The sequence below is a fragment of the Methyloversatilis discipulorum genome, assembly GCF_018780585.1.
GTDB lineage: Bacteria > Pseudomonadota > Gammaproteobacteria > Burkholderiales > Rhodocyclaceae > Methyloversatilis > Methyloversatilis discipulorum_B.
This window is the reverse complement of record NZ_JADMJL010000024.1, coordinates 15,881-39,751: the sequence shown is the minus strand read 5'-3', so window position 1 is coordinate 39,751 and position 23,871 is coordinate 15,881. Positions and strand designations below refer to the sequence as shown.

Genomic DNA, 23,871 nt, shown 5'->3' with positions numbered 1-23,871 from the left:
GAATTTCAGGGTGCGACACTATGCCGCAGCGCGCTCGTCGAAGCGGGAGGGTGATGACTTTTGCATGAGATCGCGCGTGGAGACGTACGGCGGAATGCTTACGAAATTCGCAGCTGCGGCTGTCGTTAGTCTTCTGGGGTGGGGGCGCGAAGAGCGCTCAGCGCAGGCCTTCGAGCAGCTCGGCGACGCGTTCGAATTCGCTCGACTTGTCGAGGAAGTGATGAGCGCCCAGCGCCAGACTGCGCGCGCGCATGGCCGCGGTATTGCTGTTGGTCAGCACGATGGCGAGCAGATCCGGATGGTTCAGCTTCAGGTGCTGCAAGACGCCGAAACCGCTGCCCTCGCGCAGCTGCAGGTCGACCACCACCGCATCGAAGCGACCGACACGCAAGGCAGTCAGCGCGTCGGCTTCGGTATCGACCTCGCCACACACGACGATGCCCTCGCTGTCCTCGAGCAATGACACCAGATGCTTTCGGATCAGCAGCGAGTCCTCGACCAGCAACACGCGCAGCGGGCGCGAACGGGCGAGCGGAGGAGTGGCGGGCGACGGATGCGGTTGCACGGCTCTGTGCGCTTCGTAGTCGGTGGGGCGATAGGGATTGGATTGCGCGCCAAGTATCTCACCACCTTGCGGCGCCGGATGTAGGTGCGAGCCGACAGACGTACTCATTCGATCAAACCATTCTTCAGCGCGTAGTAGGTCAGTTCCGCATTGCTCTTCAGGTTCAGCTTGGTGAGCAGACGGCTGCGGTAGGTGCTGACGCTCTTCACGCTGATGAACAGTTCGTCGGCAATTTCGGTGACCGACTTGCCGGTCGCCAGCTTGTGCAGCACCTGGAACTCGCGTTCCGACAGCTGCTGGTGCGCCGGGGCGTCTGCGTCGCCGCTCAGGCGCTGCGTCAGCAGGTCGGCAACGGTGTCGCTCACGTAGCGGCGACCGCGCAGTACGGTGCGGATGGCGGTCAGGATGTCGTCCACGTCGGCATCCTTGCGGATGTAGCCGTTGGCACCGGCGCGCAGCATGTTCAGCGCGTACTGTTCCTCGGCGTAGGCACTGATGATGAGCACCGGCAGATCGGCCCGGTGCGTGCGCAGCAGGCGCAGCGTGTCCATGCCGTCGCGGTCGGGCATCGAAATGTCGAGCAGCAGCACGTCGAAGTCCTGCTGGCGCAGCAGGGTGAGCGTTTCGGCACTGGTCGACGCTTCAGCGCCGACTTCGAGGTCGGCTTCGGCATTGATCAGCTGGCGCAGGCCGTTGCGCACGATCTGGTGGTCGTCAGCGAGCAGTACGCGTTTCTTTTGCATGATGGCGTGGTCGTCGTGGAAGCTGAGCGGATTATCCGCCTCAGCGCTTGAACAGTCCCACCACGAAGGAGGCGATTGTCAGCGCGAGGAATACGAAGAACAGGATCTTGGCGATGCCGGCCGCGCTTGCGGCGAGGCCGCCGAAGCCGAACAATGCCGCGATCAGCGCAACGATGAAGAAGATAAGGGCATAGTGAAGCATGACAGCCTCCTTGATGAACAGGAACAGGGCCGGCACGGACGGCGTTGCCAGCGTGCGTGATCGAATCCTAGGCGGGACGCCCGATACGGGCTGTCGTCCGCGCCATGGCGGGGGCGTCGGACATGTCTGACGCGGAACGCTCGGCGAAGGCGGCGGCGCGGCATCGCGCCATCGTCGAAGGGTTGTCGCGTGCGGCGCGCAAGGCCGGGTCGGCGACCGACGGCGCGGAACGCCTGACCGACAGCGTGCTGATGCGGCTGGCGCGCTTCCGCTGGGGGGCGCTGCTGGTGGTGCTGATCGGCGTGGCTTTCGCCGCGGTGTCCGAGACCACCTTCCAGGGCATGCAGCGCGAACGCGAGGAAATCGACGCTTCGCGCCTGTCGCTGGCGGCGCTGAACAATCTGGTCTACGACAATGCGCAGGGGATGGCCACCGAGGCACGCTACACCGAGGAGCCGTCGCCCGATCATCTGGCGCAGCATCTGGCTACGGTGCAGCGTCTCGCCGAGGCGGGCACCCATGTGCTCGGCTGGGCAGCCCGTCGGGGCATAGACGAGGAGCGCGTCGCCGTCGTCAAGCGCCTGACCGCAGCGGAGTCCGAGGAGCTGAAGCGGCTGCGGGCGCTGCCGCAGGATGCGAGCCCGGTCGAGGTGATGGACGCCTTCCTGCCGCCGGTGGTCGACCAGAACGAACTGCGCGAAGCACTCGAACCGCTGGTGCGCACCGAGCGCGCCTATCTGGAGGAGCAGATGACGCTGCTGGGCGAGGAAATCGAACGCCAGCGTGCGGCGGCCATCGTCGTCATCGCCATTGGCGTGCTGATGCTCATCCTGCTGTTGCGTGCCTATGCGATGCGCAGCCAGGCCGAAGCGCAGATCGCCGACCGCCTGCGCGCGGCGCGCGACGAGCTCGACGCGCTGGTGCGGGTGCGCACCGAAGAGCTGTCGGAGCTGGCCAGCCACCTGCAGACCGAGGCCGAGCGGCAGAAGTCCGCGCTGGCGCGCGAACTGCACGACGAACTGGGATCCATCCTGACCGCCAGCCGGATGGAGGCGTCGATGCTGCTGCGCCGGGCGCGCAAGCAGGACAGTCCGGACGTCGAGTCGCTGTCGCGCGTCTGCGACATCCTGGAGCAGGGCGTGCAGATCAAGCGGCGCGTGATCGAAGGTCTGGTGCCGACCGTGCTGACCCATCTGGGCCTGTTGCCTGCGCTCGAGTCGCTGGCCGAAGAGACGCGCGCTTCAGCGCCGTTCACGGTCGACCTGGAACTGCCGGATGCGCTGGAGCTGGATCGGGACAGGGCGATCGCGATCTACCGTGTCGCGCAGGAAGCGCTGACGAACATCAGGAAGCACGCGCAGGCGACCGAAGTGCGCATCGCGTTGACGGTCGATGGGCCGACCGTCCGGCTCGAAATCCGCGACAACGGTGTCGGCATCGCCGCCACGGCGCGCGGCAAGACCGGTTCGCACGGCCTGCTCGGCATGAAATATCGCGCCGATGCGCTGGGCGGCCGCTTTGCCATCGGTCCGGCACCGGAGCGTGGCACCTTGCTGGAATTCGCGCTGCCGTTGGCGTGAAATTGACGCACCCGGCCGGGTGCGTCAGGCGAGAACCATGTTGTCGCGGTGTATCAGTTCGGGTTCGTCGACGTAACCGAGCAAAGCCTCGATGTCGGCCGACGGGCGACGCGCGATGCGCCGGGTTTCCGACGCCGAGTAATTGATCAGGCCGCGCGCCAGTTCGCGCCCGGTGCTGTCGCGGCAGGCGACGACCGCGCCGCGTTCGAACTGCCCCTGCACCTCGGTCACGCCGATAGGCAGCAGGCTGCGACCTTCGCCGAGCGCCTTCACGGCCCCTTCGTCCAGTATCAGCGTGCCGGCGAGCTGCAGGTGATCGGCCAGCCACTGCTTGCGCGCAGCCAGCGGCGTGTTGCCCGCCTTCAGGAAGGAGCCGAGCGCTTCGCCGCGCACCAGACGCAGCAGCACGTCCGGCTCGCGGCCGCTGGCGATCACCGTGTCGGCACCGCTGCGCGCGGCGCGGCGGGCGGCACGCACCTTGGTGATCATGCCGCCGCGCGAAATGCCGGTGCCGGCACCGCCGGCCATCGACTCGAAGCGCGGGTCGTCGGCTTCGCCTTCGCTGATCAGCGTGGCGGACGGATCCTTGCGCGGGTCGGCGGTGTAGAGGCCGTTCTGATCGGTCAGGATGACCAGGCAGTCCGCTTCGGTCAGGTTGGCGACCAGCGCGCCCAGCGTGTCGTTGTCGCCGAACTTTATTTCTTCGTAGACGACGGTGTCGTTCTCGTTGATCACCGGCACCACGCCGAGCTCCATCAGCGTGGACAGGGTGGAGCGGGCATTCAGGTAGCGGGTGCGATCGGCGAGGTCTTCGTGCGTCAGCAGGATCTGCGCGCTGGCCAGCCCGTACTGCGAGAAGGCGCCTTCGTAGGCCTGGGCCAGACCCATCTGGCCGACGGCGGCAGCGGCCTGCAGTTCGTGCATCGCGCTGGGGCGGGTGCTCCAGCCCAGACGCTGCATGCCGGCCGCGATGGCGCCCGACGACACCAGCAGCACTTCGCGCCCTTCAGCGCGCAGTGCGGCGATCTGGCGCGCCCATTCCTGCAGTGCGCCGAGGTCCAGCCCAGCGCCGTTATTGGTGACCAGCGCGCTGCCGACCTTGACGATCAGCCGCTTCGCATTCTCAAGGCGCGTTCTCATCGTCCGCTCCATCGCCCGGTTCGCTGGCGTCCAGATTGCGCACGTCCGGCTCCGGTTCGGGCGGCGGACGGGTCGCTTCCACGTGATCCATGATGGCGTAGCACAGCGCATCGCAGCCCTGACGTGTCATCGCCGAAATGCTGAACGCACGTTCGGCGCCGAAGGCCTCGACGAAATCACGCACGCGCTGTTCGCGCTCTTCCTCGGGAATCAGGTCGATCTTGTTCAGCACCAGCCAGCGCGGTTTCTGGTACAGGGATTCATCGTAGCGGCGGAGCTCCTCGACGATGGCGCGTGCGTCGTGCAGCGGATCCGCTTCCGGATCGAAGGGGGCCAGATCGACCAGATGCAGCAACAGGCGGGTGCGCTGCAGATGGCGCAGGAACTGGTGGCCGAGGCCGGCGCCTTCGGCAGCACCTTCGATCAGACCCGGAATGTCGGCGATGACGAAGCTGCGCGAGTCGTCGACACGTACGACGCCGAGATTCGGCGCCAGCGTCGTGAAGGGATAGTCGGCGACCTTGGGGCGCGCCGCCGAAACGGCGCGGATGAAGGTGGACTTGCCGGCATTTGGCATGCCGAGCAGACCGACGTCGGCCAGCACCTTCAGTTCGAGCTTCAGTTCGCGTCGCTCGCCGGCTTCGCCCGGCGTGGTCTGGCGCGGCGCGCGGTTGGTACTCGACTTGAAATGCAGGTTGCCCAGACCGCCGCGGCCGCCTCTGGCGATCATCGCCCGGGCGCCGTCGTGGTCGAGGTCGGCGATCACTTCGCCGGTTGCCAGATCGGTGATCGTGGTGCCGACCGGCATGCGCAGTTCGCGATCGTCGCCGCCCTTGCCGTAGCAGTCGGCGCCGCGACCGTTCTCGCCGCTTGCGGCGCGGAACATGCGCGTGTAGCGGAAATCGATCAGCGTATTCAGGTTGCGGTCGGCGACCGCCCAGATGCTGCCGCCGCGGCCGCCGTCACCACCGTCCGGACCGCCGAACGGAATGAATTTTTCGCGGCGGAACGAGGCCGAGCCATTGCCGCCATCGCCGGCGATGACCTCTATCTTCGCTTCGTCAAAGAATTTCATTTCGCTTCACGCGTGCCTGGAGTGACTGGGATATCGAATTCTTGCTTGGTGCCGCCGCATGCGCAGGCGGCAGAAACAAAAAGCCCTGCCTCGCGGGCAGGGCTTCGGTTCAGGCGAGCCGGAATCAGGCTGCAGCCGGAACGATGGTGACCACGCGACGGCGGTTTGCACCCTTGACGACGAACTGCACGACGCCGTCAATCTTGGCGAACAGCGTGTGGTCCTTGCCCATGCCGACGTTGTCGCCGGGGTGGAACTCGGTGCCGCGCTGACGCACGATGATGCTGCCTGCCGAAATCAGCTGACCGCCATAGCTCTTGACGCCAAGGCGTTTCGATTCTGAGTCGCGGCCGTTACGCGTACTGCCGCCGCCTTTTTTGTGTGCCATTTGATGCTCTCCTGGATACGCTCAGCCCTGCTCAGCGCATTTTTCAACATTCTCAGCCGTTGATGGCTTCGATGCGCAGTTCGGTGTAGTTCTGACGATGACCTTGATGCTTCTGGTAGTGCTTGCGACGGCGCATCTTGAAAATCGTCACTTTCTTGTGGCGCCCTTGAGTGAGCACCGTTGCACGAACGCTGGCACCGGCAACCAGGGGCGCACCGATCTTGACCGATTCGCCCTCACCGACCATCAGAATCTGGTCGATCACGATTTCCGAGCCCACATCCGCAGGTATCTGTTCTACCTTGATTTTTTCGCCAGCGGCAACGCGATACTGCTTGCCACCGGTTTTTATGACCGCGTACATGTGTAACCCCAGTAAGGTTTAAGGGAATCCACAACTATATCCGAGACGCTGGCTTTTTGTCAAAGGCTGCGAAACATCAACGGCTTGACGGGTTTTCGCGCGCTGCTACCATCCGCGTTTTTCCGCGTCCGGCAGCACTTCCTTGTCTTCAATGAACCGTCTTTACAGCCTGATTGCGGACGACATGCGCGCGCTGGATGGCGTCATCCGCGAGCGCCTGCACTCGGACGTCGTGCTGGTGCGCCAGGTGGCCGAGTACATCATCGGTGCCGGCGGCAAGCGGCTGCGTCCTGCGCTGGTGCTGCTCACCTCGGGCGCCTGCGGCTATTCGGGGACGCATCGTACCGAACTGGCCGCCGTGGTCGAGTTCATCCATACCGCGACGCTGCTGCACGACGACGTGGTGGATGAATCGGAGCTGCGCCGTGGCGCCAAGACCGCCAACGCGCTGTTCGGCAACGCGGCCTCGGTGCTGGTCGGTGACTTCCTCTATTCGCGCGCCTTCCAGATGATGGTGTCGGTCGGCAGCATGCGCGTGCAGGCCGTGCTGGCCGAGGCGACCAACATCATCGCCGAGGGCGAGGTGCTGCAGTTGCTGAACTGCCACGATGCCGACGTCGACGAAGACCGCTATCTGCAGGTCATCCGCTACAAGACCGCCAAGCTGTTCGAGGCGGCCAGCCGCCTCGGCGCCATGCTGGCCGGCGTCGATGCCGACGTCGAGGAGCGTTTCGCACGGTTCGGCATGCACCTGGGCACCGCCTTCCAGCTGGTCGATGACATCCTCGATTACTCGGGCGACGAAGGATCGATCGGCAAGAACCTCGGTGACGACCTGGCCGAGGGCAAGCCCACGCTGCCGCTGATCCACGTGATGAAGAACGGGACGCCGGATCAGGTTGCCGTCGTCCGGCATGCCATCGAGGAGGGTGGGCGCGACGACTGGGCCGACGTGCTGAAGGCGGTGGTGGACAGCGGCGCGCTCGAGATCGCCCGCGTTCGCGCGAGGGAGGAAGCAGAACTGGCGCGTGCGGAACTGGCCGGACTGCAGGCGAATGAATACCTGCAGAGCCTGCTCGATCTGGCAACGTTTGCAGTCGAGAGAAAGTTCTAGTAAAGTGCGCGCCTCGTTGCTTACGGCAACGGGCACGACGAGCTGCCTCGGTAGTTTGCTGTGAGGTTCGGGGAATAGCTCAGCCTGGTAGAGCACTGCGTTCGGGACGCAGGGGCCGGAGGTTCGAATCCTCTTTCCCCGACCAAGAATCCCGCGAAAAAGCCACCCTCCGGGGTGGCTTTTTTGTTTTCCGGACCTGCGTCCGGGGCATGCCTTCTGTGGCGTACGCCGGCGTGCCACCATCCGGCGAAACGCGCTCACGCAAAACATCTCCTCGAGCAGGAAGGGCCGCTCGGTCCGGCTTCCTGCAATTCTCCGCGGTCGGGCCTCGGGCCCTATGCACGTTGGCAGCTTTCCCTTCGTCGGACGCGTTTCGGGTGTAAGGCTCCGCCACACTCGACCCAGGTCGAAAAACCGTCCTGTTCGATGTAGCCTTGGCGACCCGGAACGAAACAGCCCAGCTCACTGCAATGCCGCATCCCTACACCGATCTGCCGGACACCGCCTTCTGGTCGCGCACCGCTGGCGTTGCCGGGTTCGACATGACGCAGGTTCCGGCCGGGAACGACGACCTCCTGATCCACACGACGGACAGGATCGTGTCGGCGGGAAGTTGCTTTGCGCAACATCTGGCTCGCCTCCTGCCGACGCAGGGCTTCAACTATCTGGTGACTGAAACCGGGCCGGCAGACCGCCAGTTCGGCGTCTACCCGGCGCGTTTTGGCAACATCTATACCGTGCGGCAACTGCTTCAGCTGTTCGAGCGCGCGTACGGATTGTTCGAGCCTCGCGAGCTGGCTTGGCGCTGGGGCGATGCCTTCGTTGACCCGTTCCGGCCCAATGTCGAGCCGAATGGCTTTGCCACGCTCGATGATCTGCTCGCGGACCGTGTATCGCACCTGGCGGCCGTACGCCGGATGTTCGAGCAGTGCGACGTATTCGTGTTCACGCTGGGGATGACCGAAGCATGGGTATCCGATTTCGATGGCGCCGTGTTTCCGCTGGCGCCCGGCGTGCACGGCGGGCCGGAAGGGGAGTCGGACTGCCGCTTCCACAATTTTTCGGTGCCGGAGATGGTGGATGACCTGCGGCACCTGATCGGCAATCTGCGCCTGCTGAATCCATCGGTGAAGCTGGTGCTGAGTGTGTCGCCGGTGTCCATTGCGGCCACCTACGAACCGCGTCATGTGCTGGTATCCAACAGCTACACCAAGGCGGCACTGCGCGTGGTGGCGGACATGATGACGCGAGAGGACGATCTGACTACCTACTTTCCCTCCTATGAGTGCGTTGCCGGCCATCACACGATGGGGCGCTACTTTCAGGCAGACATGCGCCACGTAACTCCCGAGGGGGTGCGCGACGTGGTCGATTACTTCACGCGGCTTTACCTGGCACAGGGCCCGGCCACCGAGACGCCGGCGCACGCATCGCCGGCCGCGCAGACCACCCGGTCGGAGCGTGACCAGTGGTACGAAGTGTGGTGTGACGAAGAGCAGCTGACCGCACCATGAGATTCGGCATCGTCGGTAATTGCCAGTCGCGCGGCCTGCTCGACTGTCTCGAAGCGCTTGCGCCCGATCATCTGTTCGATGCGATACAGGTCGAGCAGCTGGAGGACGGTGACGAGTCGACGCTGGCGGCCGTGATGGCTTTGGCGAACGAGGTGGATGTGCTGTTTGCGCACCTGCCGGAGTATGCCGTTGCCAGCGCGGGGCCTCAGCAGGCCTTGCGGAACGCCTTGTCGCAGGCGCGTCCGCGTTCGGTGATCGCCATCCCCACCGTGGTGTTCGGCGGGTTTCATCCGGACAGCTGCGTGCTCCGCTGCAACGGCACCTATGTGCAGACTGTCGCATCCCACTATCACTCGGCCATTATCGCCGGTGCCTACCTCTGCAAGCTGCCCGCAACGCGCGTACCTGAGCTGTTCAATCGCTTCGTCTACGCCGGTCTCGGTTATGTGAGCGACTTTGCGCACCACCGACAGGCCCTGCTGGACAGTTTCTCGAATCTGGGGTTCGACGCCCGCTACATTTTTGCTGCCCGCCGCACCTTCATGCACTGCCCGAACCACCCGGCCGTGTCCGTCCTGTTCGAACTGGCAAAGCAGATGCTGGCCCGGGTGAACGTCGAACCTCTGGCGGTGCCTCCGCCGGAGGACTGGCTGCTGAAGTACTCCCTGCTGTGGCCGGTCTATCCTGGGTTGCCCGGATCCACGCCGGGCGAGTGTGACGAAGTGAGGCCTGCCGAAGCGCTGCGGCTGACCCATGGCGAGCGGATGATTTCCTGGGGGGAGCTGATTGAAAGCAGCTACGCGTGCTACACCGAGAATCGCCTGGAAAGTGCCGACTGGTTCTCCCCGGCCATCGAGCGGGCGGCACGATTCCTGAGTGAGCACGTTCGCCCATGAACCATGCCCAGGCGCTGACCGATTACGCCGGTGTGCTGCGCCTGCCCGGTGAGGGCAGGGCCTCGACGCACTCGCCCTCCGGATACTCGACGACACACGCATGAACATCTATCACGCCGACATCCAGATCGCCGCCGCACGCTATCTGGGATGGATGCCGGACTACATCGCCGTCACGGACGACGACATCACGGTATCCGGATGGGCGCTGTCGATCTGGAACGAACCGGCGCAACTGCGCTTCCTGATCAACGGTGCCGATTTCGATCAGGTCGATCGTGCGTTAGCGTCGCCGGACCTGCTGGCGCCGTTCGCGCACATCCCGCATGCCGTGAACTCGCGCTTCTTCTGCAGGCATCGCCGCGACGGCAGGCCGGACCTGTTTGCCGACGGCTTCATCCGCCTGAACGTGACCGGCCCGTTCGGCGAACACCGGCTGTCGTACCGCACCGCGTGGTATCTGGCCGACCCCGCGCGTGAGCCCGACATGCCGTCGCCAGCGCAGATCGAGCGCGTCATTGGCACGGACAACGCGCAGATCTTCCGGCTGGGCGGCGCCACCATCGCCAAGCACGTCGAGCAACTGCTGCTTGAGCGTTTCGACCGTCCCATCGGCTCCTTCGAGGCCATCCTCGACTGGGGGTGTGGCGCGGGCCGGCTGAGCCGCTATCTGTCGCTGCTGTCGCCGTCGGTGACCGGCATCGACATCGATGCCGACAACGTCGCCTGCTGTGACCGCACGCTGCCCGGCGCCCGCTTCGTCCACATCGACCTGATGCCGCCCACCCCATTTCCGGATGGCGCATTCGATCTGGTGATCGGGCTGTCGGTGCTCACCCACCTTGACGAGCCGGTGCAGGACGCCTGGCTGACGGAGCTGCGTCGGATCACGCGTCCCGGCGCGCTGCTCCTGCTGTCGGTCCAGGGGCTCGCACAGATGGTGTTCTTCGATACGCCGCCCACGCTGAATCTCGAAGCGCATCGCAGAGGCATACTGGATACCGGCGCCAACGACCAGTTGCAGGCCGTGCTCGACCATCCTTCGTACTACCGCAACGTGATGCATTCGCCCGACTACATCATGACCCGGTGGTCGCGCTGGTTCGATGTGCTGGACATCATCCCCGCCACGGCTGGCACACAGGACCTCGCGCTGCTCCGGCGACGTGCGGACTGAAGGGAACGGACATGCATCCCAGCGCGATGGAGAACGGCAGGCTGTTCTTTGCAACCTATGTCGACCCCGGCGCACCGGCGCTGATACTCGACATCGGATCGCAGGACATCAACGGCTCCCTGCGTCAGCTGGCGCCACCCGGCGCACGCTATGTAGGTCTGGATTTCGCCGCCGGCCGCGGGGTGGACGTGGTGCTGGATGACCCCTATCGACTGCCGTTCGAGGATGGCGTCGCCGACGTGGTGGTGAGCAGTTCGTGTTTCGAACATGTCGACATGTTCTGGCTCACTTTCAACGAAGTGCTGCGCGTGCTCAAACCCGATGGACTGTTCTACCTGAACGCGCCATCGAACGGCGAGTTTCACCGCTATCCGGTCGACTGCTGGCGCTTCTATCCGGACGCAGGCGACGCGCTCATGCGCTGGGGGGTACGGTCGGGCTATCGACCGGCGCTGCTGGAATCATTCACCGCCTATCAGCAGCTCGACATCTGGAATGACTTCGTCGCCATCTTCGTCAAGGATGCGGACTGTGTGGCGCGTTACCCGGCGCGCATGCTGGATCGCATCGGGCGCTACATGAATGGCCGCCGCTACGGCGTCGAAGGCATCCTGAATCCCCAGGCGGCGACCGAGGACGGGGCCCGCCTGCATGCCCTCACCGGTCACGCCAAGCCGCAGCAGTGACGCTCAGCCCACCTTGCGCAGCCACAGGCTGGCGCCGGTGTTCCGCAGGCACAAGGGCATCCGGGTTTCGAAGAAGGTGCGGTGGAAGTGCGACATGAAAGTGTTCATCAGCAGCACCTGGAAACGGTCGTTGTGCTGCAGGAAGGCGCGGACCATGTAGGCCTCGTTCCAGGCACGACCTTCGTAAATCCATTCCTTCGGATACTCGAAGGGATAGAAGATGTCGTGCAGGTGGATCACGACACCCGGCGCCAGCGCCGGAAAGATTTCGAACAGCAGGCGATTGACGTCGCTGCCCACCTTGCCGACATGCGTCGAGTCGATGAACAGCACATCGTTCTCTTCCAGCTGCCTGAACACGTCGATACCGACGTCCTGCAGCGGTCTGGCGATGATCGTGGAACGGGCCGCATCGTCGGGACTGATCAGGGACTGCAACAGCTGCGGGAAGGGATCGATGAAGGTGGTGCGCAGCGAGCGGCCCAGAAAATACTGGTTCGTATCGAGCGTCACGCATGACGAGTAACCGGAGCCGACTTCGATCAGCCGTCGCGGCGCCAGCGTGCGCAGCATGCAATGCAGCATGATCGCGTCGGAATGGCCGTAGGCCGGATTCAGGTAGTGATAGCGCAGTCCGGGCGTGGGCTGGTCGGCGAACGGGAGAGTGGAGTACAGCAGCGCGAAGCGCTCAAGCAGGGCCAGCTGCGCGGTCTCACGCATGTCGATGCCGGGCAGTTCGCGCGGTACGTTGCCGAACAGGCGGTCCTCGTTACGCCGGAGTTCCTGCGGATCGGGGTAGGGCGAATAGAAGTGGCCGGATGGAAACAACTCGGGGACGACCTCGGGGGGCTGCTTCATCGCGTGATTTCCGACTCGAATGGACCGATTGCGCCGCGCGGCCGTGTCAAACTCGCCCTTGGCCGGCGTTCGTCCGCCCGCGTCTCTGCCGCATTATTGCATGCCGGTTCGCACCGGCCTCTCCCAGAAACCGCACTCACCCAATCCCGTGTCGCACAGCACTCCACTTCCCGATATCGACCACGAACTCGCCGGCCGGCTCGATGCAGCCTGGGGTGATCCCGCTGCCTGGGTCGCGCACGGCCTGCACTGGACCCACCTTCCGGCGGTCAAGGCGCGCCTGCACGAGCAGGTCACCGGCGACGCATCGATCGAGCCACTCGAGTGGTTCTTCAGCGTCGTCGCAGCCCATCAGCCCCTGCCGCTCCGGCGAGTGCTTTTCCTCGGCTGCGGTCAGGGCAGGGACGAACGCTTGGTTGCCCGGTCCGGCTGGGCAGACGAGATCGTGGCTATCGACCTGTCCGCCAAAGCGCTGGATCTGGCGCGCGAGCAGGCGAGAGCCGCTGGCGCGCGCATCCATTACGTGCAGGCGGACATGAACAGCCTGCCAGTGGGGCAGCGCGGTTTCGAGCCCGGCAGCTTCGACGCCGTGCTGGGCATTTCCAGCGTGCACCACTGCGCCAACCTCGAAGACCTGTATGCGGGCGTGGCCCAGCTGCTGGCACCGGCAGGCTGGTTCTACCTGGACGAATACGTGGGCCCCGACCGCTTCCAGTGCGCGAATTCACAACTGCGTTTCATGAACCAGCTGGTCGATATGCTGCCGCACCACCTTCGCACGACGGGCGACGGACAGCTCAAGGGCAATCTGTGGCGGCCATCGGTGGATGAGGTGATTGCGGTGGACCCCACCGAAGCGGTGCGCTCGTCGGAAGTGCTGCCGCTGCTCGACCACCACTTTGACGTGTTCGAGCATCGACCTTATGGCGGCGCACTGATGCGCGTGGTGCTGGCCGCAATCGCGCAGAACTTCATGAGCGCCGAGGCCGAGCCCTGGCTGCACGCACTGTTGCGCTCCGAGGACGATCTTTTCCAGTCCGGGCGCGTGCAGCGGGATCTCGCATGCGTCATCGCCCGCGTGCGGACTGCAGCCACCGCGCCACCCAGTCCGTATCGTTGATGCCGAGTGAAAACACGGCGTGCGGCGCCGCCACGGCGTGGTCAGGCGGCAGCGCCGCATAGGCCTGACGGATCAGCGGCAGACGGTCGCGCAGTACGTGGCTTGCGGGGTCGAGCCCGGTGATTACCGTCAGACCGGTCGGTGCGGTCGGCAGCGTCATGACGTGCAGGTCCGGACGCAGGCCCCGCAGACAGGGCACGATTTTCCAGCCGTCGCCGGTGTAGAACCCGGTCCGGCGCTCGCGCGCCGCGGTGAGCGCGTTGAGTGGAAGCGTGTCGTGCAGCAGCACGACCGCACCGGGCGCGGCGTGGCTTTCGGCGGCGATGAAGTCGTCCAGCACGGTTTCGAAGCGGTGGTCGCCGTCGATGAAGGCGAGGTCGAAACCGTCGGGCGTCAGCCCGCTGTCCGCTGGCACGGCGGCGAAGAAGTCGGCGCTGGTCTGGCGGTAAAGGCGCGCGTTCGCACGACAGTGCTGCAGCGGATCGCCGAGCGGCGCGGGGTCCACGCCCACCGCGCGGGTCGATGGCAGGGCCAGCGCCAGCGACTCGCCCTTCTCGACGCCGATTTCCAGATACAGCCGCGGTGTCAGGTGTGCGTGGAACCAGGCCAGCCAGAAACGGTAGTCGGGCCCCGGCCAGCGCAGCCGCGCCAGCGCGACGTGCACGCCGGGAAGGTTGGGCTCACGCACCAGTGCATCGAGCAGACAATCGCGCGCGGCGTCCGTCAGTCCGTGCGCCATCAGATGACGGAAGCGCCGCAGCGTGGGCTCTTCCAGCGGATGACGGGCGCTCATCGCGGTGCCTCCGACAGCGCGTCGCGCAGAATGTGGCCGAAGCGCTCCGGGCTGTAGCGGGCATCGCACTGATCCCAAGCAGCGCGTTGCTGCCGGGCCCACCGTTCATCGTCATGCAGAAGGCGTGCGATGCCGCGAGCAAAGGCGTCGGCATCGCGTGCGGACTGGATGTCGATGCCCGCGCTCCAGTCCAGCTGCCGCACCAGTACGGCGGAGGCCACGACCGGCACACCGTGGGCGGCCGCTTCGATCACCTTGGCCGGCACGCCGCCGGCAAACCGCACTGGCGCGACGAACACGCGTGCGCGGTCGTAAAGCGGCTCCAGGTTGTCCACCGGACCGATCAGCTGCACGTCTTCGCTGGCAAGATCGCTCACGCGACGCGAACGGTTGATGCCGACGACGGACAGTACCGGCGCATGCGGCAACAGGGTGCGCAACCGGGGCATGACTTCGGTGATGAACCAGACCAGACCGTCCTCGTTCGGCGTGTCCGGATGCAGCGCGCCGACGAACAGCAGACCGCTGCGCGGCTGCGGCCCCGGTGCCGCGCGGCGGGTCGATATCGCGTGACTCAGTATCCGGACCTGATGGCCGGCGGCGCGGAACAGGCGGGCATCGCGTTCCGACACCACCCACACCTGATCGGCCCCTCTGGCCAGCCCGATCTCGGCGGCCAGACGGGTCTGTGCCGCCGCACGCGTCAGCGGACGTCCCTTGACCGCCGCTTCCGGAATCTCGCGCAGCGCGAACAGCGCTTCCGCGTCGTAAATCATGCGCATGCCGGCGAACAGTTCCGGTCTGCGCCGGAACAGCGGCGACAGTGCCTGAAGATTGGGCGGACGGCTCACCACGAGCACGTCATAGATACCGCGACGCTGTTCGAGAAAGGCTTCGAGCCGGCCCATGCCATGGCCGAGCGCCACTTCCGTACTCGCGGGCAGCGACGCGTACACGTCACGCCAGTCATCCTCCTCCTGCCAGAGCGGAAAGAAGGTGACCGGCCAGTCGCGCAATGCCTGCAGCATCAGGCGCGCGCGCGGCAGGCCGCCGCCCTTCACCGCGTGCGGCACTTCGTTGTCGAGGATGAGCACGCGCGGACGGCGCGGGTGGTCCTCGGGCGAGCGCCAGCGGTCGCCCGACAGCGGCTGCGGCGCGGGTGCCGGCTGGCCCTTCAGCCATTCGCCATGGCAGTCCATGAAGCGCTGCCGGTTCTCGCGCATCTGCCGTGGCGCTTCGTCGCCGGTGGCGCTGCCCCATTCCAGATGTTCGACCAGCACGGCCGGCTCATACACCACGCGGAAACCGGCGCGCCAGGCGCGCAGGCAGAAATCCGTGTCCTCGTAATAGGCCGGCGCGAAGCGTTCGTCGAAGCCTCCCAGCATCTGCCACAGAGGCGCGCGCACTGCCATGAACACGCCGGACACGTAATCGGTCGCCCTGCTCGCCATCGCCGCGGGGCAGAAGGGGTCTTCGTCGCGGCCGATGCCCAGCGTCGAGCCGTCGCGGAAAATCACGTTACCCGCTTCCTGCAATCCGCCTGCTGTCAGCACGATGCGACCGCCCAGCACCCCGATCGCCGGCTCGCCGTCGAGCCGTGCGAGCGCCGCCGCCAGCGCGCCCTGCTGCAGGATGGCGTCACTGTTGAGGAACACCAGATGACGTCCGCGTGCCAGCGCCGCTGCCTGATTGGCGGCGCGCAGGAAGCCGGTGTTCTCCGCGTTGCGCACGATGCGCGCACCGCGCACGCGTTGCAGCAGCGAGTCCGTTTCATCGTCCGAGGCGTTGTCCACGATGAGGGTTTCGAACACCGCACCCCGCTGATCGGCCAGCGCCTGCAGCGTCGTGCGTGTCAGTCCGGCCTGCTTGTAGAGGACCACGATCACCGATAGGTCTGGCACCGCGCTTGCCGGCAGCGCCGGCAGTTCGAGGACCGTCGCCTTGTCCAGCCAGACCTGGAGCGCACGGCGCGCCCGGGCGCGGATCTGTGCCTTCGGGTCGTCTTCGGCGGCGTCTGAGGCAACCAGATCGAGCATGCGCTCGCACGCCTGCTCGATCTGGCGCGCCACCCGGCGTCCATCGAGCAGAGGTGATTCGTACATGCGCTGGCGCAGGGTGGTGCGATGGTGTCGCAGCGTATCGACGTCGGCGGCCAGTGCGGTCGCGGTGTCGACATAGGTGGCCGCGCTGTCGGCCACCCAGCTATCCAGTCCGAGCGAGGCCAGTACGGAAAGCCCCTGGCGCGCGCCGGCCCAGTCGCCCGCCAGGCTGATCACCGGCACGCCCATCCACAGCGGCTCGAACAGGCTCAGCCCGCCGTTGCCTGGAAAGCTGTCGAGCACCAGATCGATCTGCTGCAGCCATTCGAACAGCCCGGCGTGGCTGCGCGGCGGGTCGAACGCCACGCGTGCGCCGTCAATGCCGTGGGCGTTCAGAACGGCCAGAATGCGCGTACGCTGCGGCCAGTCGCCGGCCACTTCACCGATGAAGTGGATGCGCGATCGCGGGGTCGCCGCGACCACCTGGGCCCATGTTTCGAGGCAGGCGCCGGTCATGCGCAGCCCGCGCGCGGTGACGCCGAAGGTGACGACGCCATTGCGCAGCACCGGCGGCGGCAGCGGCTGCGGTGCATGAACAGGCGGGTCCCAGCACCACTGGCCGCCGTCGAGCCGCCACAGCGCCTCTTCGTGGAACGCCTCGTGCGCGGCCGGCACCGCGTGAGCGTCGGTCAGCAGCACGTCGAACAGCCCTCCGGCCGTGACCGGGCAACCGAGCCAGCCCACCTGCAACGGCGCGATGCGGCGGGCGTAGGCTTCCAGCAGTTCGAACTGGCCCTCGAACGGATGCAGCCCGCCGGCATCGATCACGACGTCGATGCGGTTCGCCGCGCACGATGCGGCCAGTCGGGCAGCCACCAGCGGCTCGCAGTGGATGTGCGGCGGCAGATCCGGCGGCGGACGGTTGCTGAACAGCAACACGTCGGCCTGTTCGGCGTCGTGATTCGCGAGCACCCGGCGCAGCAGGCTCTGGTGCAGTTGCCCCGCGACGTAGGCGATGCGCAGTCGCGCGCCGTGCCGACGCAGCGCGGGCGGCCGCGGCGTTCGATCCAGGCCTGCCCGCAGCTTGAGTGCGCGGTACAGGTCGCGCGCGGCCCGCGCGAGATCGGCCGGCGTCGACGCGTCGGACAGCGTTGCGCCATACAGCGCCGCACTGTCGACCCACGGATCGGGTGGACAGTCCTCCACGGCGGCGGTGAGCAGACGGTCGACACAGTCATGACCATGGCGCGCGATGGCCACGGCCAGCGCCTCGCGCAGCGCGGCCCGCCGTTCCGGTACCGAGGCCTGCTTCAGCGCCGCGCGCGCGCCGGGAGCGTCGACACCGACGAGGCGCGCCAGCACGGCGGCCGCACCGGCCACGTTCTGGTGTTCGCTCGCCAGCCGACGACACAGATCCAGCGCGCGTACCGCGCTGGCCGGCTGCGGGTCGCCGCTCTCGGTCAGCAACCGGGCCTTCATCAGCATGGCCTGGGCATGACCGGGTTGCCGGGCAAGTACGTCGTCGACCGCCTCCAGACCGTGGCTGAAATCGCCGCAGCGCAGACAGGCCTCGGCCAGCTCCAGCAAGGGCAGCACATCGTCCGGTTGCAGCGCGCGCAGGCGCAGGAAGGCCAGCTGAGCCTGGCCCGGGCGCTGGTCCGCGAGCAATATCCAGCCCAGCTGCCGCAGGCTGTCGCCACGATCCGGCTGCAGCAGCAGCGCGGTTTCGATGGCGGTTTCGGCTTCGCTCAGGCGGCGCTGCCGCAGCCGCACTTCGGCCAGGGCCCTCCAGGCATCGACCTGCTGCGGGTCGTACGCGACCGCCGTCTGCGCGAGTTGCGCAGCCAGCGCCAGCTCGTCGCCCGCTGCGAACACGAAGGCGGCCTGCACCTTTGTGCCTTGATCGTCCCCGCTGAGTGCGAGCGCCCGCCGCATGGCGTCCTTCGCCACCGGCAGTTCGCCCTGCTCGAGCGCCAGCCAGCCCAGCGCGCGCAGTGCGGCCACGTTGTCCGCGTCGAGGCGCAGAGCACGCACGAGCGCGCGCCGCGCGAGACCGCCCCGGCCGCGCTGGCCATGCACCGCAGCCAGCAGGCGCCAGAGCTCGCTTTCGCCCGGTGCTGCGCGCAGCAGTGGCCACAGCTGACGGCGCGCTTCGGCGGTCCGCTTCAGGTCGAGCAGCGCCTGTACCTTCAGTGCCTGCGCTGGCAAGGACTGCGGCTGTTGCTGCAGCACGAGTTCGACCAGCCACAGCGCCGCTTCGGCGCGACCCCAGCGTGACTGGATCTGCGCGCGACGCTGCAAGGCATCGGCGTTTGTCGGGTCGCGCTGCTGGACTTCGGCGTAGCACTGCTCAGCCGCTTCGAGATCACCCGAGCGGTGTTGCAGCACGCCGAGCAGGTACCACGCGTCCGCCCGTTCCGGATGGGTGTCCGCCTGGCTGCGCGCCAGTGCGATCGCGTGTGCGCGCCGGCCCTGGTCCCACTCGTGACAGGCCTGTTCCGTCAGCAACTCGGCGTCGAAGGGCAGATGTTCGAGTCCGCGTGCGAGTGCCCGGCCGGCCAGATCGGGGCGGTGCAGGGAAGCATGGCATTGCGCGAGGTGGCGGTGCAGCGTGCGCTGTTCCGGCGCGCCATGAGGAAAGGCCGCAATGGCTTCCTCGTAAAACTCGATCGCCTCCCGCAGCGCTCCCTGTCGCTGCGACAGCCATGCCGATTGCAGCAGGCGTTGCGGTTGACGGGAGGCCTGCAGCGCCTTCTCCGCCCAGATCGCGGCCTCGGACACCTGATCGACGTCCTGCAGCAGCCAGGCCAGCGTGAAGGCGGCTTCATCCAAACGGGCATCCAGCAGACAGGCACGGCGCAGAGCCTCGATCGCGGGCGCGACGTCGCCGCGGCGCTGGTGCAGCAGGCCGGCATACCAGTGCAACGGTGCGTAGTGGGAAGCGCGGGCCAGTGCCGGCAACAGGACGTCCGCGGCCGCATCCATCCGACCTGCATCGAGCAGGAAGTAGCCCAGCGCAGCGGCGCCCGACGGCCCGCCATCGGTGGCATGTGCCTGCTGCGCGCAGTGCATGGCCGCCGCCTTATCGCCGTCGGCGAAATGCCGCCAGGCCTGCCGGATCAGCTCCGTCGCATTCACGGCGCGTGCGTCGTCAAGGCAGCGCGCGGTCGCCGCTCGCTACCGGCCGCCGGGCCACGACCGTGAACATCGCCACCTCCCGGTTCTCGGCCGGCTGCTTCTGTTTATGGATGCTGACCGTGCACTCGGTGAACCCCATTACGCCCAGCGCCGATACGAAGAACTGCGGCGTGAACTGCCACCAGGTGTGCACCTGGGGCACACCGGTGTGCGGCAGCAGCCAGCATGCAGGCGCATCGCCCAGCGCCGGGTCGTAAGCTTCGGTGACCACCATCGTGTGCCGGACCCGTTCGGCGACGCTCTGCAGCAGATCGAAGGGGCGGCGGCAGTGCAGCAGCACCGACGCCAGGATGCCGATGTCGAAAGGGCCGAAACCGGGCGGGAGTTCATAGGGATCGCCCTCGAACACCCTGACCCGTGAGTCGTGCTGTCGATGCAGATACCAGAATGAATTGCGCACCATCTCGATCTGTTCGCTGAACGCTTCGCGCCAGCCCGACGTGTCGAAGCCTTCGAGGGGCACGATGTCCCACAGATGCGACATCGGTGGTTCCACGCAGGTGACGGTTGCACCGGCCGCCTCCATGCAGAAGGACAGAAAGCCGCTCGCCGGGCCGATCTCCAGTACCGATTGACCGGTTACGCAGATGTCGCCCAGATAGCCGAACGGGTCAGGTCGCAGATCCCATTCCCCGGTCACCTCTTCGCCGTCGGCCAGATCGCAGGAATGGTAGAAGCGGCAGTCTTCGCGCCGCGGGGAGCGTGGCGCGACCTCGCGCAGGGCAGCGGGGAGCGACCCAGGCGCAGCCGGGGTGACGCTGCTGTCGAGCGTCGTACCTGATCTGTCGCTGTCGTCGATGAGCGACTGGCTGGCGTGCACGGCAAGCATGCTCAGCAGTTCTCCGACGATGAGCGGCGTGGACACGACGTGGGCCGCTGCCTGACGCAGCGCCGCTTCTCTGTGTCGGGCGCTGAGCGCCGGATCGTAAAGCTGGCGCAAGGCCTGCGCCCAGTCGTCGATCGCCGCTTCGGGGGCGAGCACGAAACCGCCGTCGCCCACCAGCTCGGGCAGCGCGCCGCGCGTGCTGGCCAGCACCGGCAGGCCATTGATCTGGGCCTCGATCACGGTGCGGCCGAAGGATTCCTCCCATACCGAGGGCATCAGCAGTACCCGCGTGCGGGCGAACACTTCGCGCATGTCGCGCGTCGGGCCACACCATTCGATATTGCCCAGCCGCGCTGCCCGGTCGAGACAGTAGGCGCGCCAGTGCGGGTCGATGTGCCAGCTTTCCACCACCAGGAAGGGCAGTTCCGGGCAGGCCGCGGCCAGCGAGAACATGATTTCGACGCCCTTGATCGGCGTCGGATTGACGAACAGCACCTTGTCGCCGGTCTGCCCGCTCGCATAGGACTCGGGCGCCACGACCGGCGGAATCACTGCACAGTCGATGCCATACAGCGTGCGCCAGCGCTGTGCGGTGAACGCCGAATTGGCGAGGAACAGCAGCGACGGATGCGGTGCAAGATGACCGGCGAGCTGGTGCGTCTCCACGTTGTGCAGATAGACCGCCGTCGGGCGTCCGGTCGTCAGACTGGCCAGCACCATCGGTGCCAGCGCCAAACCATTCTGCACGACGATGACATCGGCGCCCCAGGCGGCAGCGGCCATCGGCAGCGCCTTTTCCGGCGCATCGGCGCGCAGCACGAGGTAACCCAGGCTCTCGTCACCGCTCGCCGGCTGCTCGGCGGCCGAAGGGTCAATTTGCAGACGACCGCACAGAACCGCGGCATCGGCGCCCATCGACTTGATGGCCAGGCAGAGGTCGTGCGTGGTGGTCTGCAGCCCGCCGGTGAGGTCGGGCAGATGGGCATAGTTGGAAACAAACAGGACGCGCATGGCCTACCCGTGTTGTGAAGGCGGCGGGAGCGTCTGCTGCAGGGCGACCCGGATCGGGCACCCGCCTTGCTCCCCCAAGACGCGTGCTCAGGAAGCGTTGTTGAGCTGGCCGACCGAAAGAAGGTTGCGCAAGGTCTGCGACGGGTTGCTTCCGACACTGTTGTCGACGACGCTCTTCAGTCTGTCGTTGGCCAGCGTGCTACCCGGGTTGTTGGCGCCGCCAGGCGTAGTTCCGGTGCTGATCAGCTGGCCGGCGGGGGCAGGCGACGGATTGGGGTTGCCCTGGTTGCCGCCGCTCGGTCTGGTTTCCAGCTGCTGCAACAGCGAGGTGAGCTGTTGCGGTTGGGTGCGTGACGGTGTTGAAACGCCCTGGGAACCGAGGGTGCTGCCAAAGCCCGGACGCGTAATGGTCTGGGTGTTGCCGTCGTTGGAAGTCGCCCGCATCTGCTGGCCGAACAGGAAGGTGGCGCTCGTCGTATTCCCGCTGACGTTGACGATGGAAATGCCGCCGCGGATCTCCACCTTGCCCTGCGGTGTGGCGATTTCGGTCGCGGTGGTCTTGCTGATGTGTCCGCCGACCACGCGCAGCAGTCCCTGGTTCAGGCGCAGCCGGATCTGGCCCTGCCTGCTGGCCGGGTCGTAGTTGAAGGTGTCGATGACCAGCTCGGAATCGGCGCCCAGCGTGACGGCCGACTGGTCGAGGAAAAGAACGTGCAGTTGTCCGTCCGGTCCGGTGCGCAGCGTCTCGCCGGGCACGACGTTGTCGCCGACCACCACGGTCTTCTGGTTTGCGGAAGTTGTTGGTGCGCTGGCGGTGATCGCGGACACGACGCCTGCGCGGGGCGTCGGTGCATTCTGCGCAAAGGCGGTCGGCAGCGCGGCGCTGGTCAGGGCGGCGGCAATCCACCAGTCCTTGGAAATCGGCGGGGTCATTGCGAGTTCCTCATGCAATCGTAGCGGTTCATTGTCAGGTGCATGGCTGTGCGCGCGTCAGAAGCGATAGGCCGCGGCACCGAACAAGGAAGAATTCTTGTTGCGGAAGTTGGGCAGGTTGGCGTCGGTGTCCATGTGCTCGACCTGGATCAGCAGCGACCAGGCGGTCGACAGTGCCACGGTGTTGCCGATACCGATGCGCCACTCGGTATCCCGGCGCTTCCTGGTCGGATCGACGGACGGATCGGCGGCCTGGTAGTGGCGCTGATGCACGCCGCCCCAGATCGACGTCGTCCAGGCACCGCCATTGGCGACGAACGGGTTGGCGTAGCTGAACGCATAGGTCAGCCGCCCTTCGTAGCCGTCGTAGTCGTAATAATCGCGGTCGGTGCGATGGAAGCGGGCGCGCAGTTCGCCGCTCAGTGCCGTGCCCGGGCTCAGTTCCCGGGTCAGACGTACGCGGAACAGATTGTCCGGGCCACCGAGCAGGTTGGCGTTCGGGACGTCGATGCGCGAGGCGTAGTCGAAATTGCGGTACTCGTAACCGGCGTCGATCACCGTGCGCTCGTTGATGAGATAGCCCGCGTCGAGGCCGACGCCGTAGCTGTCGAGGTATTTGTGTCCCTGTGCGCTCAGCGTGCCGACGATGAGGTGCGGGCGCAGGGTCAGGCCGGGCGCGCCGGTGGCGGACGGCTTGAAGCGTATGCCGCTGGTCACCTCGACCAGCGCGAGGTTGTACGGATCCGCCTGACTGGCCGACAGCCGTGAGCCGGAGGACGAACTGTATTTGATCACCTGGGCCACCAGCGAACTGACGACGGCCGCCTCGTTCTGGGTGCCGAGGTCATAGCGGTGGTCCAGACGCAGCGTCGCCTGCAGGTCGGTGTCCGACTTCGGTTTGAACGGTGCGGCAACCGCCAGCGGCAGGCCACCGGACAGAACGGTGTCGCGGTCGGAGCGTGCTGCGGGGTTGGTCTGCGCCCGCACACCGAACACCAGCACACCGTCGAACTGCGACACCTGGTTGCGTTTGCTGACGTCGCGCAGCAGATTTTCCGCAGCGGTCCTTTGCTCACCCGTCAGGCGGTTGTCGTCGAGCGCCTGCCGCAGCAGGGCTTCCGACATGCTGTAGGACGCCAGGCGGTAGTACAGCACGGCCAGTTCCACGCGCACGGCCGGGTGAGCGGCCGGATCGAGCAGCAGGCGTTCCATGGCGGCGATCCCGCCCTCGTAATTGCCGTCCTGCACGAGCAGGCGGGCATAGCTCAAGCCGGCTTCCATGTCGGCCGGCGCACGCATGACCTGCTGGAAAGCCTCATCGACCTGACGGTCGAGCGGCCAGTTTCCCGGCGTCTGTGCATTTGCCGAGGCACACAGAAATGCACCTGCGGAAATGATCGCGAACGGCAGCGGCCGGAAAACTCGATGGTCAGTCAGACGCCTCAATTGGGGTTCCTCGGCTTTGGACAGTCGTACATATACGGCCGGAATGTAACAGAACTGTACATCCGAGGCCTCTGAGAATCTCCCGCCGTATCGGCCGTCGCGCACACCCGGGACGCAGAGGCCGGCGGTTCGAATCCTGGCGTCTGATCCGCTCTCCCCGACCAGGAATTCCGAAATAAATCACCTTCCGCGGTGGCTTGCTT

Annotated in this window: 20 protein-coding genes and 1 tRNA gene; 8 read left to right on the top strand and 13 right to left on the bottom strand. The window is 66.3% G+C overall.

The window, feature by feature from the left end; all coding sequences use genetic code 11:
- Nucleotides 1-157: 157 nt before the first annotated feature.
- The 3 genes from IV112_RS12020 to IV112_RS12010 are packed head-to-tail and all read right to left on the bottom strand — an operon-like array spanning nt 158 to nt 1,510.
- Entirely contained in the window at nt 158-673 is a 516-nt protein-coding gene (locus IV112_RS12020) for a response regulator (RefSeq protein WP_304003742.1), read from the bottom strand.
- Nucleotides 670-1,308, bottom strand: coding sequence for a response regulator (locus tag IV112_RS12015; RefSeq protein ID WP_019919231.1), 639 nt, complete (start codon nt 1,306-1,308; stop codon nt 670-672). The genes IV112_RS12020 and IV112_RS12015 overlap by 4 nt, the downstream gene beginning before the upstream one ends.
- Before the next feature lie 40 nt (nt 1,309-1,348).
- Nucleotides 1,349-1,510 (bottom strand): DUF1328 domain-containing protein, encoded by a 162-nt coding sequence (locus IV112_RS12010; RefSeq protein ID WP_024300587.1) that lies wholly within the window; start codon nt 1,508-1,510, stop codon nt 1,349-1,351.
- A gap of 122 nt (nt 1,511-1,632) precedes the next feature.
- On the opposite strand from IV112_RS12010, the gene IV112_RS12005 reads away from it, so the two are divergent.
- Nucleotides 1,633-3,090, top strand: coding sequence for a sensor histidine kinase (locus IV112_RS12005; RefSeq protein ID WP_304003741.1), 1,458 nt, complete (start codon nt 1,633-1,635; stop codon nt 3,088-3,090).
- A gap of 24 nt (nt 3,091-3,114) precedes the next feature.
- Here IV112_RS12005 and proB read toward each other — a convergent pair whose 3' ends face one another.
- The 4 genes from proB to rplU form a co-directional block, all read right to left on the bottom strand.
- Nucleotides 3,115-4,230 carry a glutamate 5-kinase gene (gene proB, locus IV112_RS12000; RefSeq protein ID WP_304003740.1) on the bottom strand — a complete coding sequence of 372 codons (1,116 nt, stop codon included), beginning with the start codon at nt 4,228-4,230 and terminating at the stop codon, nt 3,115-3,117.
- A complete protein-coding gene (gene cgtA / locus IV112_RS11995; protein ID WP_304003739.1) occupies nt 4,214-5,305 on the bottom strand; it encodes an Obg family GTPase CgtA in 1,092 nt (363 codons plus the stop codon). The genes proB and cgtA overlap by 17 nt, the downstream gene beginning before the upstream one ends.
- Before the next feature lie 124 nt (nt 5,306-5,429).
- Nucleotides 5,430-5,693, bottom strand: a complete 264-nt coding sequence (gene rpmA / locus IV112_RS11990) for a 50S ribosomal protein L27 (RefSeq protein ID WP_008057943.1) — start codon at nt 5,691-5,693, stop codon at nt 5,430-5,432.
- Nucleotides 5,694-5,745: 52 nt separating this feature from the next.
- Entirely contained in the window at nt 5,746-6,057 is a 312-nt protein-coding gene (gene rplU, locus IV112_RS11985; RefSeq protein WP_019919226.1) for a 50S ribosomal protein L21, read from the bottom strand.
- Between the two features lie 151 nt (nt 6,058-6,208).
- Between rplU and IV112_RS11980 the strand changes: the two genes are divergently transcribed.
- The 6 genes from IV112_RS11980 (at nt 6,209) to IV112_RS11955 (ending at nt 11,444) form a co-directional block, all read left to right on the top strand.
- Entirely contained in the window at nt 6,209-7,171 is a 963-nt protein-coding gene (locus IV112_RS11980) for a polyprenyl synthetase family protein (RefSeq protein ID WP_304003738.1), read from the top strand.
- Nucleotides 7,172-7,239: 68 nt separating this feature from the next.
- Nucleotides 7,240-7,316 (top strand) — tRNA-Pro (locus tag IV112_RS11975).
- A gap of 325 nt (nt 7,317-7,641) precedes the next feature.
- Nucleotides 7,642-8,685, top strand: a complete 1,044-nt coding sequence (locus tag IV112_RS11970) for a GSCFA domain-containing protein (protein WP_304003737.1) — start codon at nt 7,642-7,644, stop codon at nt 8,683-8,685.
- Nucleotides 8,682-9,581 (top strand): WcbI family polysaccharide biosynthesis putative acetyltransferase, encoded by a 900-nt coding sequence (locus IV112_RS11965; RefSeq protein WP_304003736.1) that lies wholly within the window; start codon nt 8,682-8,684, stop codon nt 9,579-9,581. The genes IV112_RS11970 and IV112_RS11965 overlap by 4 nt, the downstream gene beginning before the upstream one ends.
- A 100-nt stretch (nt 9,582-9,681) precedes the next feature.
- Entirely contained in the window at nt 9,682-10,758 is a 1,077-nt protein-coding gene (locus IV112_RS11960) for a class I SAM-dependent methyltransferase (RefSeq protein WP_304003735.1), read from the top strand.
- Between the two features lie 11 nt (nt 10,759-10,769).
- On the top strand, nt 10,770-11,444 hold the full coding sequence (locus tag IV112_RS11955) for a methyltransferase domain-containing protein (protein WP_304003734.1): 675 nt from the start codon (nt 10,770-10,772) through the stop codon (nt 11,442-11,444).
- A 3-nt stretch (nt 11,445-11,447) separates the two neighbouring features.
- Here the strand turns inward: IV112_RS11955 and IV112_RS11950 are convergent, their stop codons facing one another.
- Nucleotides 11,448-12,302, bottom strand: coding sequence for a class I SAM-dependent methyltransferase (locus tag IV112_RS11950; protein WP_304003733.1), 855 nt, complete (start codon nt 12,300-12,302; stop codon nt 11,448-11,450).
- 19 nt (nt 12,303-12,321) lie between these two features.
- On the opposite strand from IV112_RS11950, the gene IV112_RS11945 reads away from it, so the two are divergent.
- A complete protein-coding gene (locus IV112_RS11945) occupies nt 12,322-13,422 on the top strand; it encodes a class I SAM-dependent methyltransferase (protein ID WP_304003732.1) in 1,101 nt (366 codons plus the stop codon).
- Here IV112_RS11945 and IV112_RS11940 read toward each other — a convergent pair.
- The 5 genes from IV112_RS11940 to IV112_RS11920 all read right to left on the bottom strand — a co-directional run bounded on the left by IV112_RS11940 (nt 13,370) and on the right by IV112_RS11920 (nt 23,668).
- Complete coding sequence (locus tag IV112_RS11940) at nt 13,370-14,215, bottom strand: class I SAM-dependent methyltransferase (protein WP_304003731.1); 846 nt, start codon at nt 14,213-14,215, stop codon at nt 13,370-13,372. The two genes, IV112_RS11945 and IV112_RS11940, sit on opposite strands and share 53 nt — an antisense overlap.
- On the bottom strand, nt 14,212-19,392 hold the full coding sequence (locus tag IV112_RS11935) for a glycosyltransferase (RefSeq protein WP_304003730.1): 5,181 nt from the start codon (nt 19,390-19,392) through the stop codon (nt 14,212-14,214). The genes IV112_RS11940 and IV112_RS11935 overlap by 4 nt, the downstream gene beginning before the upstream one ends.
- Nucleotides 19,393-19,405: 13 nt before the next feature.
- Nucleotides 19,406-21,289, bottom strand: a complete 1,884-nt coding sequence (locus IV112_RS11930) for a glycosyltransferase (RefSeq protein ID WP_304003729.1) — start codon at nt 21,287-21,289, stop codon at nt 19,406-19,408.
- A gap of 87 nt (nt 21,290-21,376) precedes the next feature.
- The gene (locus tag IV112_RS11925; RefSeq protein WP_304003728.1) at nt 21,377-22,222 is read right to left on the bottom strand and encodes a FecR family protein; all 846 of its coding nucleotides are present in this window, start codon (nt 22,220-22,222) and stop codon (nt 21,377-21,379) included.
- A gap of 57 nt (nt 22,223-22,279) precedes the next feature.
- A complete protein-coding gene (locus IV112_RS11920) occupies nt 22,280-23,668 on the bottom strand; it encodes a tetratricopeptide repeat protein (protein WP_304003727.1) in 1,389 nt (462 codons plus the stop codon).
- Between the last annotated feature and the right edge of the window lie 203 nt (nt 23,669-23,871).

Excerpts from the sequence above, each read along its gene's own strand:
- IV112_RS12020 (WP_304003742.1), bottom strand. The coding sequence starts at position 673 with ATGAGTACGTCTGTCGGCTCGCACCTACATCCGGCGCCGCAAGGTGGT.
- IV112_RS12015 (WP_019919231.1), bottom strand. The coding sequence starts at position 1,308 with ATGCAAAAGAAACGCGTACTGCTCGCTGACGACCACCAGATCGTGCGC.
- IV112_RS12010 (WP_024300587.1), bottom strand. The coding sequence starts at position 1,510 with ATGCTTCACTATGCCCTTATCTTCTTCATCGTTGCGCTGATCGCGGCA.
- IV112_RS12005 (WP_304003741.1), top strand. The coding sequence starts at position 1,633 with ATGTCTGACGCGGAACGCTCGGCGAAGGCGGCGGCGCGGCATCGCGCC.
- proB (WP_304003740.1), bottom strand. The coding sequence starts at position 4,230 with ATGAGAACGCGCCTTGAGAATGCGAAGCGGCTGATCGTCAAGGTCGGC.
- cgtA (WP_304003739.1), bottom strand. The coding sequence starts at position 5,305 with ATGAAATTCTTTGACGAAGCGAAGATAGAGGTCATCGCCGGCGATGGC.
- rpmA (WP_008057943.1), bottom strand. The coding sequence starts at position 5,693 with ATGGCACACAAAAAAGGCGGCGGCAGTACGCGTAACGGCCGCGACTCA.
- rplU (WP_019919226.1), bottom strand. The coding sequence starts at position 6,057 with ATGTACGCGGTCATAAAAACCGGTGGCAAGCAGTATCGCGTTGCCGCT.
- IV112_RS11980 (WP_304003738.1), top strand. The coding sequence starts at position 6,209 with ATGAACCGTCTTTACAGCCTGATTGCGGACGACATGCGCGCGCTGGAT.
- IV112_RS11970 (WP_304003737.1), top strand. The coding sequence starts at position 7,642 with ATGCCGCATCCCTACACCGATCTGCCGGACACCGCCTTCTGGTCGCGC.
- IV112_RS11965 (WP_304003736.1), top strand. The coding sequence starts at position 8,682 with ATGAGATTCGGCATCGTCGGTAATTGCCAGTCGCGCGGCCTGCTCGAC.
- IV112_RS11960 (WP_304003735.1), top strand. The coding sequence starts at position 9,682 with ATGAACATCTATCACGCCGACATCCAGATCGCCGCCGCACGCTATCTG.
- IV112_RS11955 (WP_304003734.1), top strand. The coding sequence starts at position 10,770 with ATGCATCCCAGCGCGATGGAGAACGGCAGGCTGTTCTTTGCAACCTAT.
- IV112_RS11950 (WP_304003733.1), bottom strand. The coding sequence starts at position 12,302 with ATGAAGCAGCCCCCCGAGGTCGTCCCCGAGTTGTTTCCATCCGGCCAC.
- IV112_RS11945 (WP_304003732.1), top strand. The coding sequence starts at position 12,322 with ATGGACCGATTGCGCCGCGCGGCCGTGTCAAACTCGCCCTTGGCCGGC.
- IV112_RS11940 (WP_304003731.1), bottom strand. The coding sequence starts at position 14,215 with ATGAGCGCCCGTCATCCGCTGGAAGAGCCCACGCTGCGGCGCTTCCGT.
- IV112_RS11930 (WP_304003729.1), bottom strand. The coding sequence starts at position 21,289 with ATGCGCGTCCTGTTTGTTTCCAACTATGCCCATCTGCCCGACCTCACC.
- IV112_RS11925 (WP_304003728.1), bottom strand. The coding sequence starts at position 22,222 with ATGACCCCGCCGATTTCCAAGGACTGGTGGATTGCCGCCGCCCTGACC.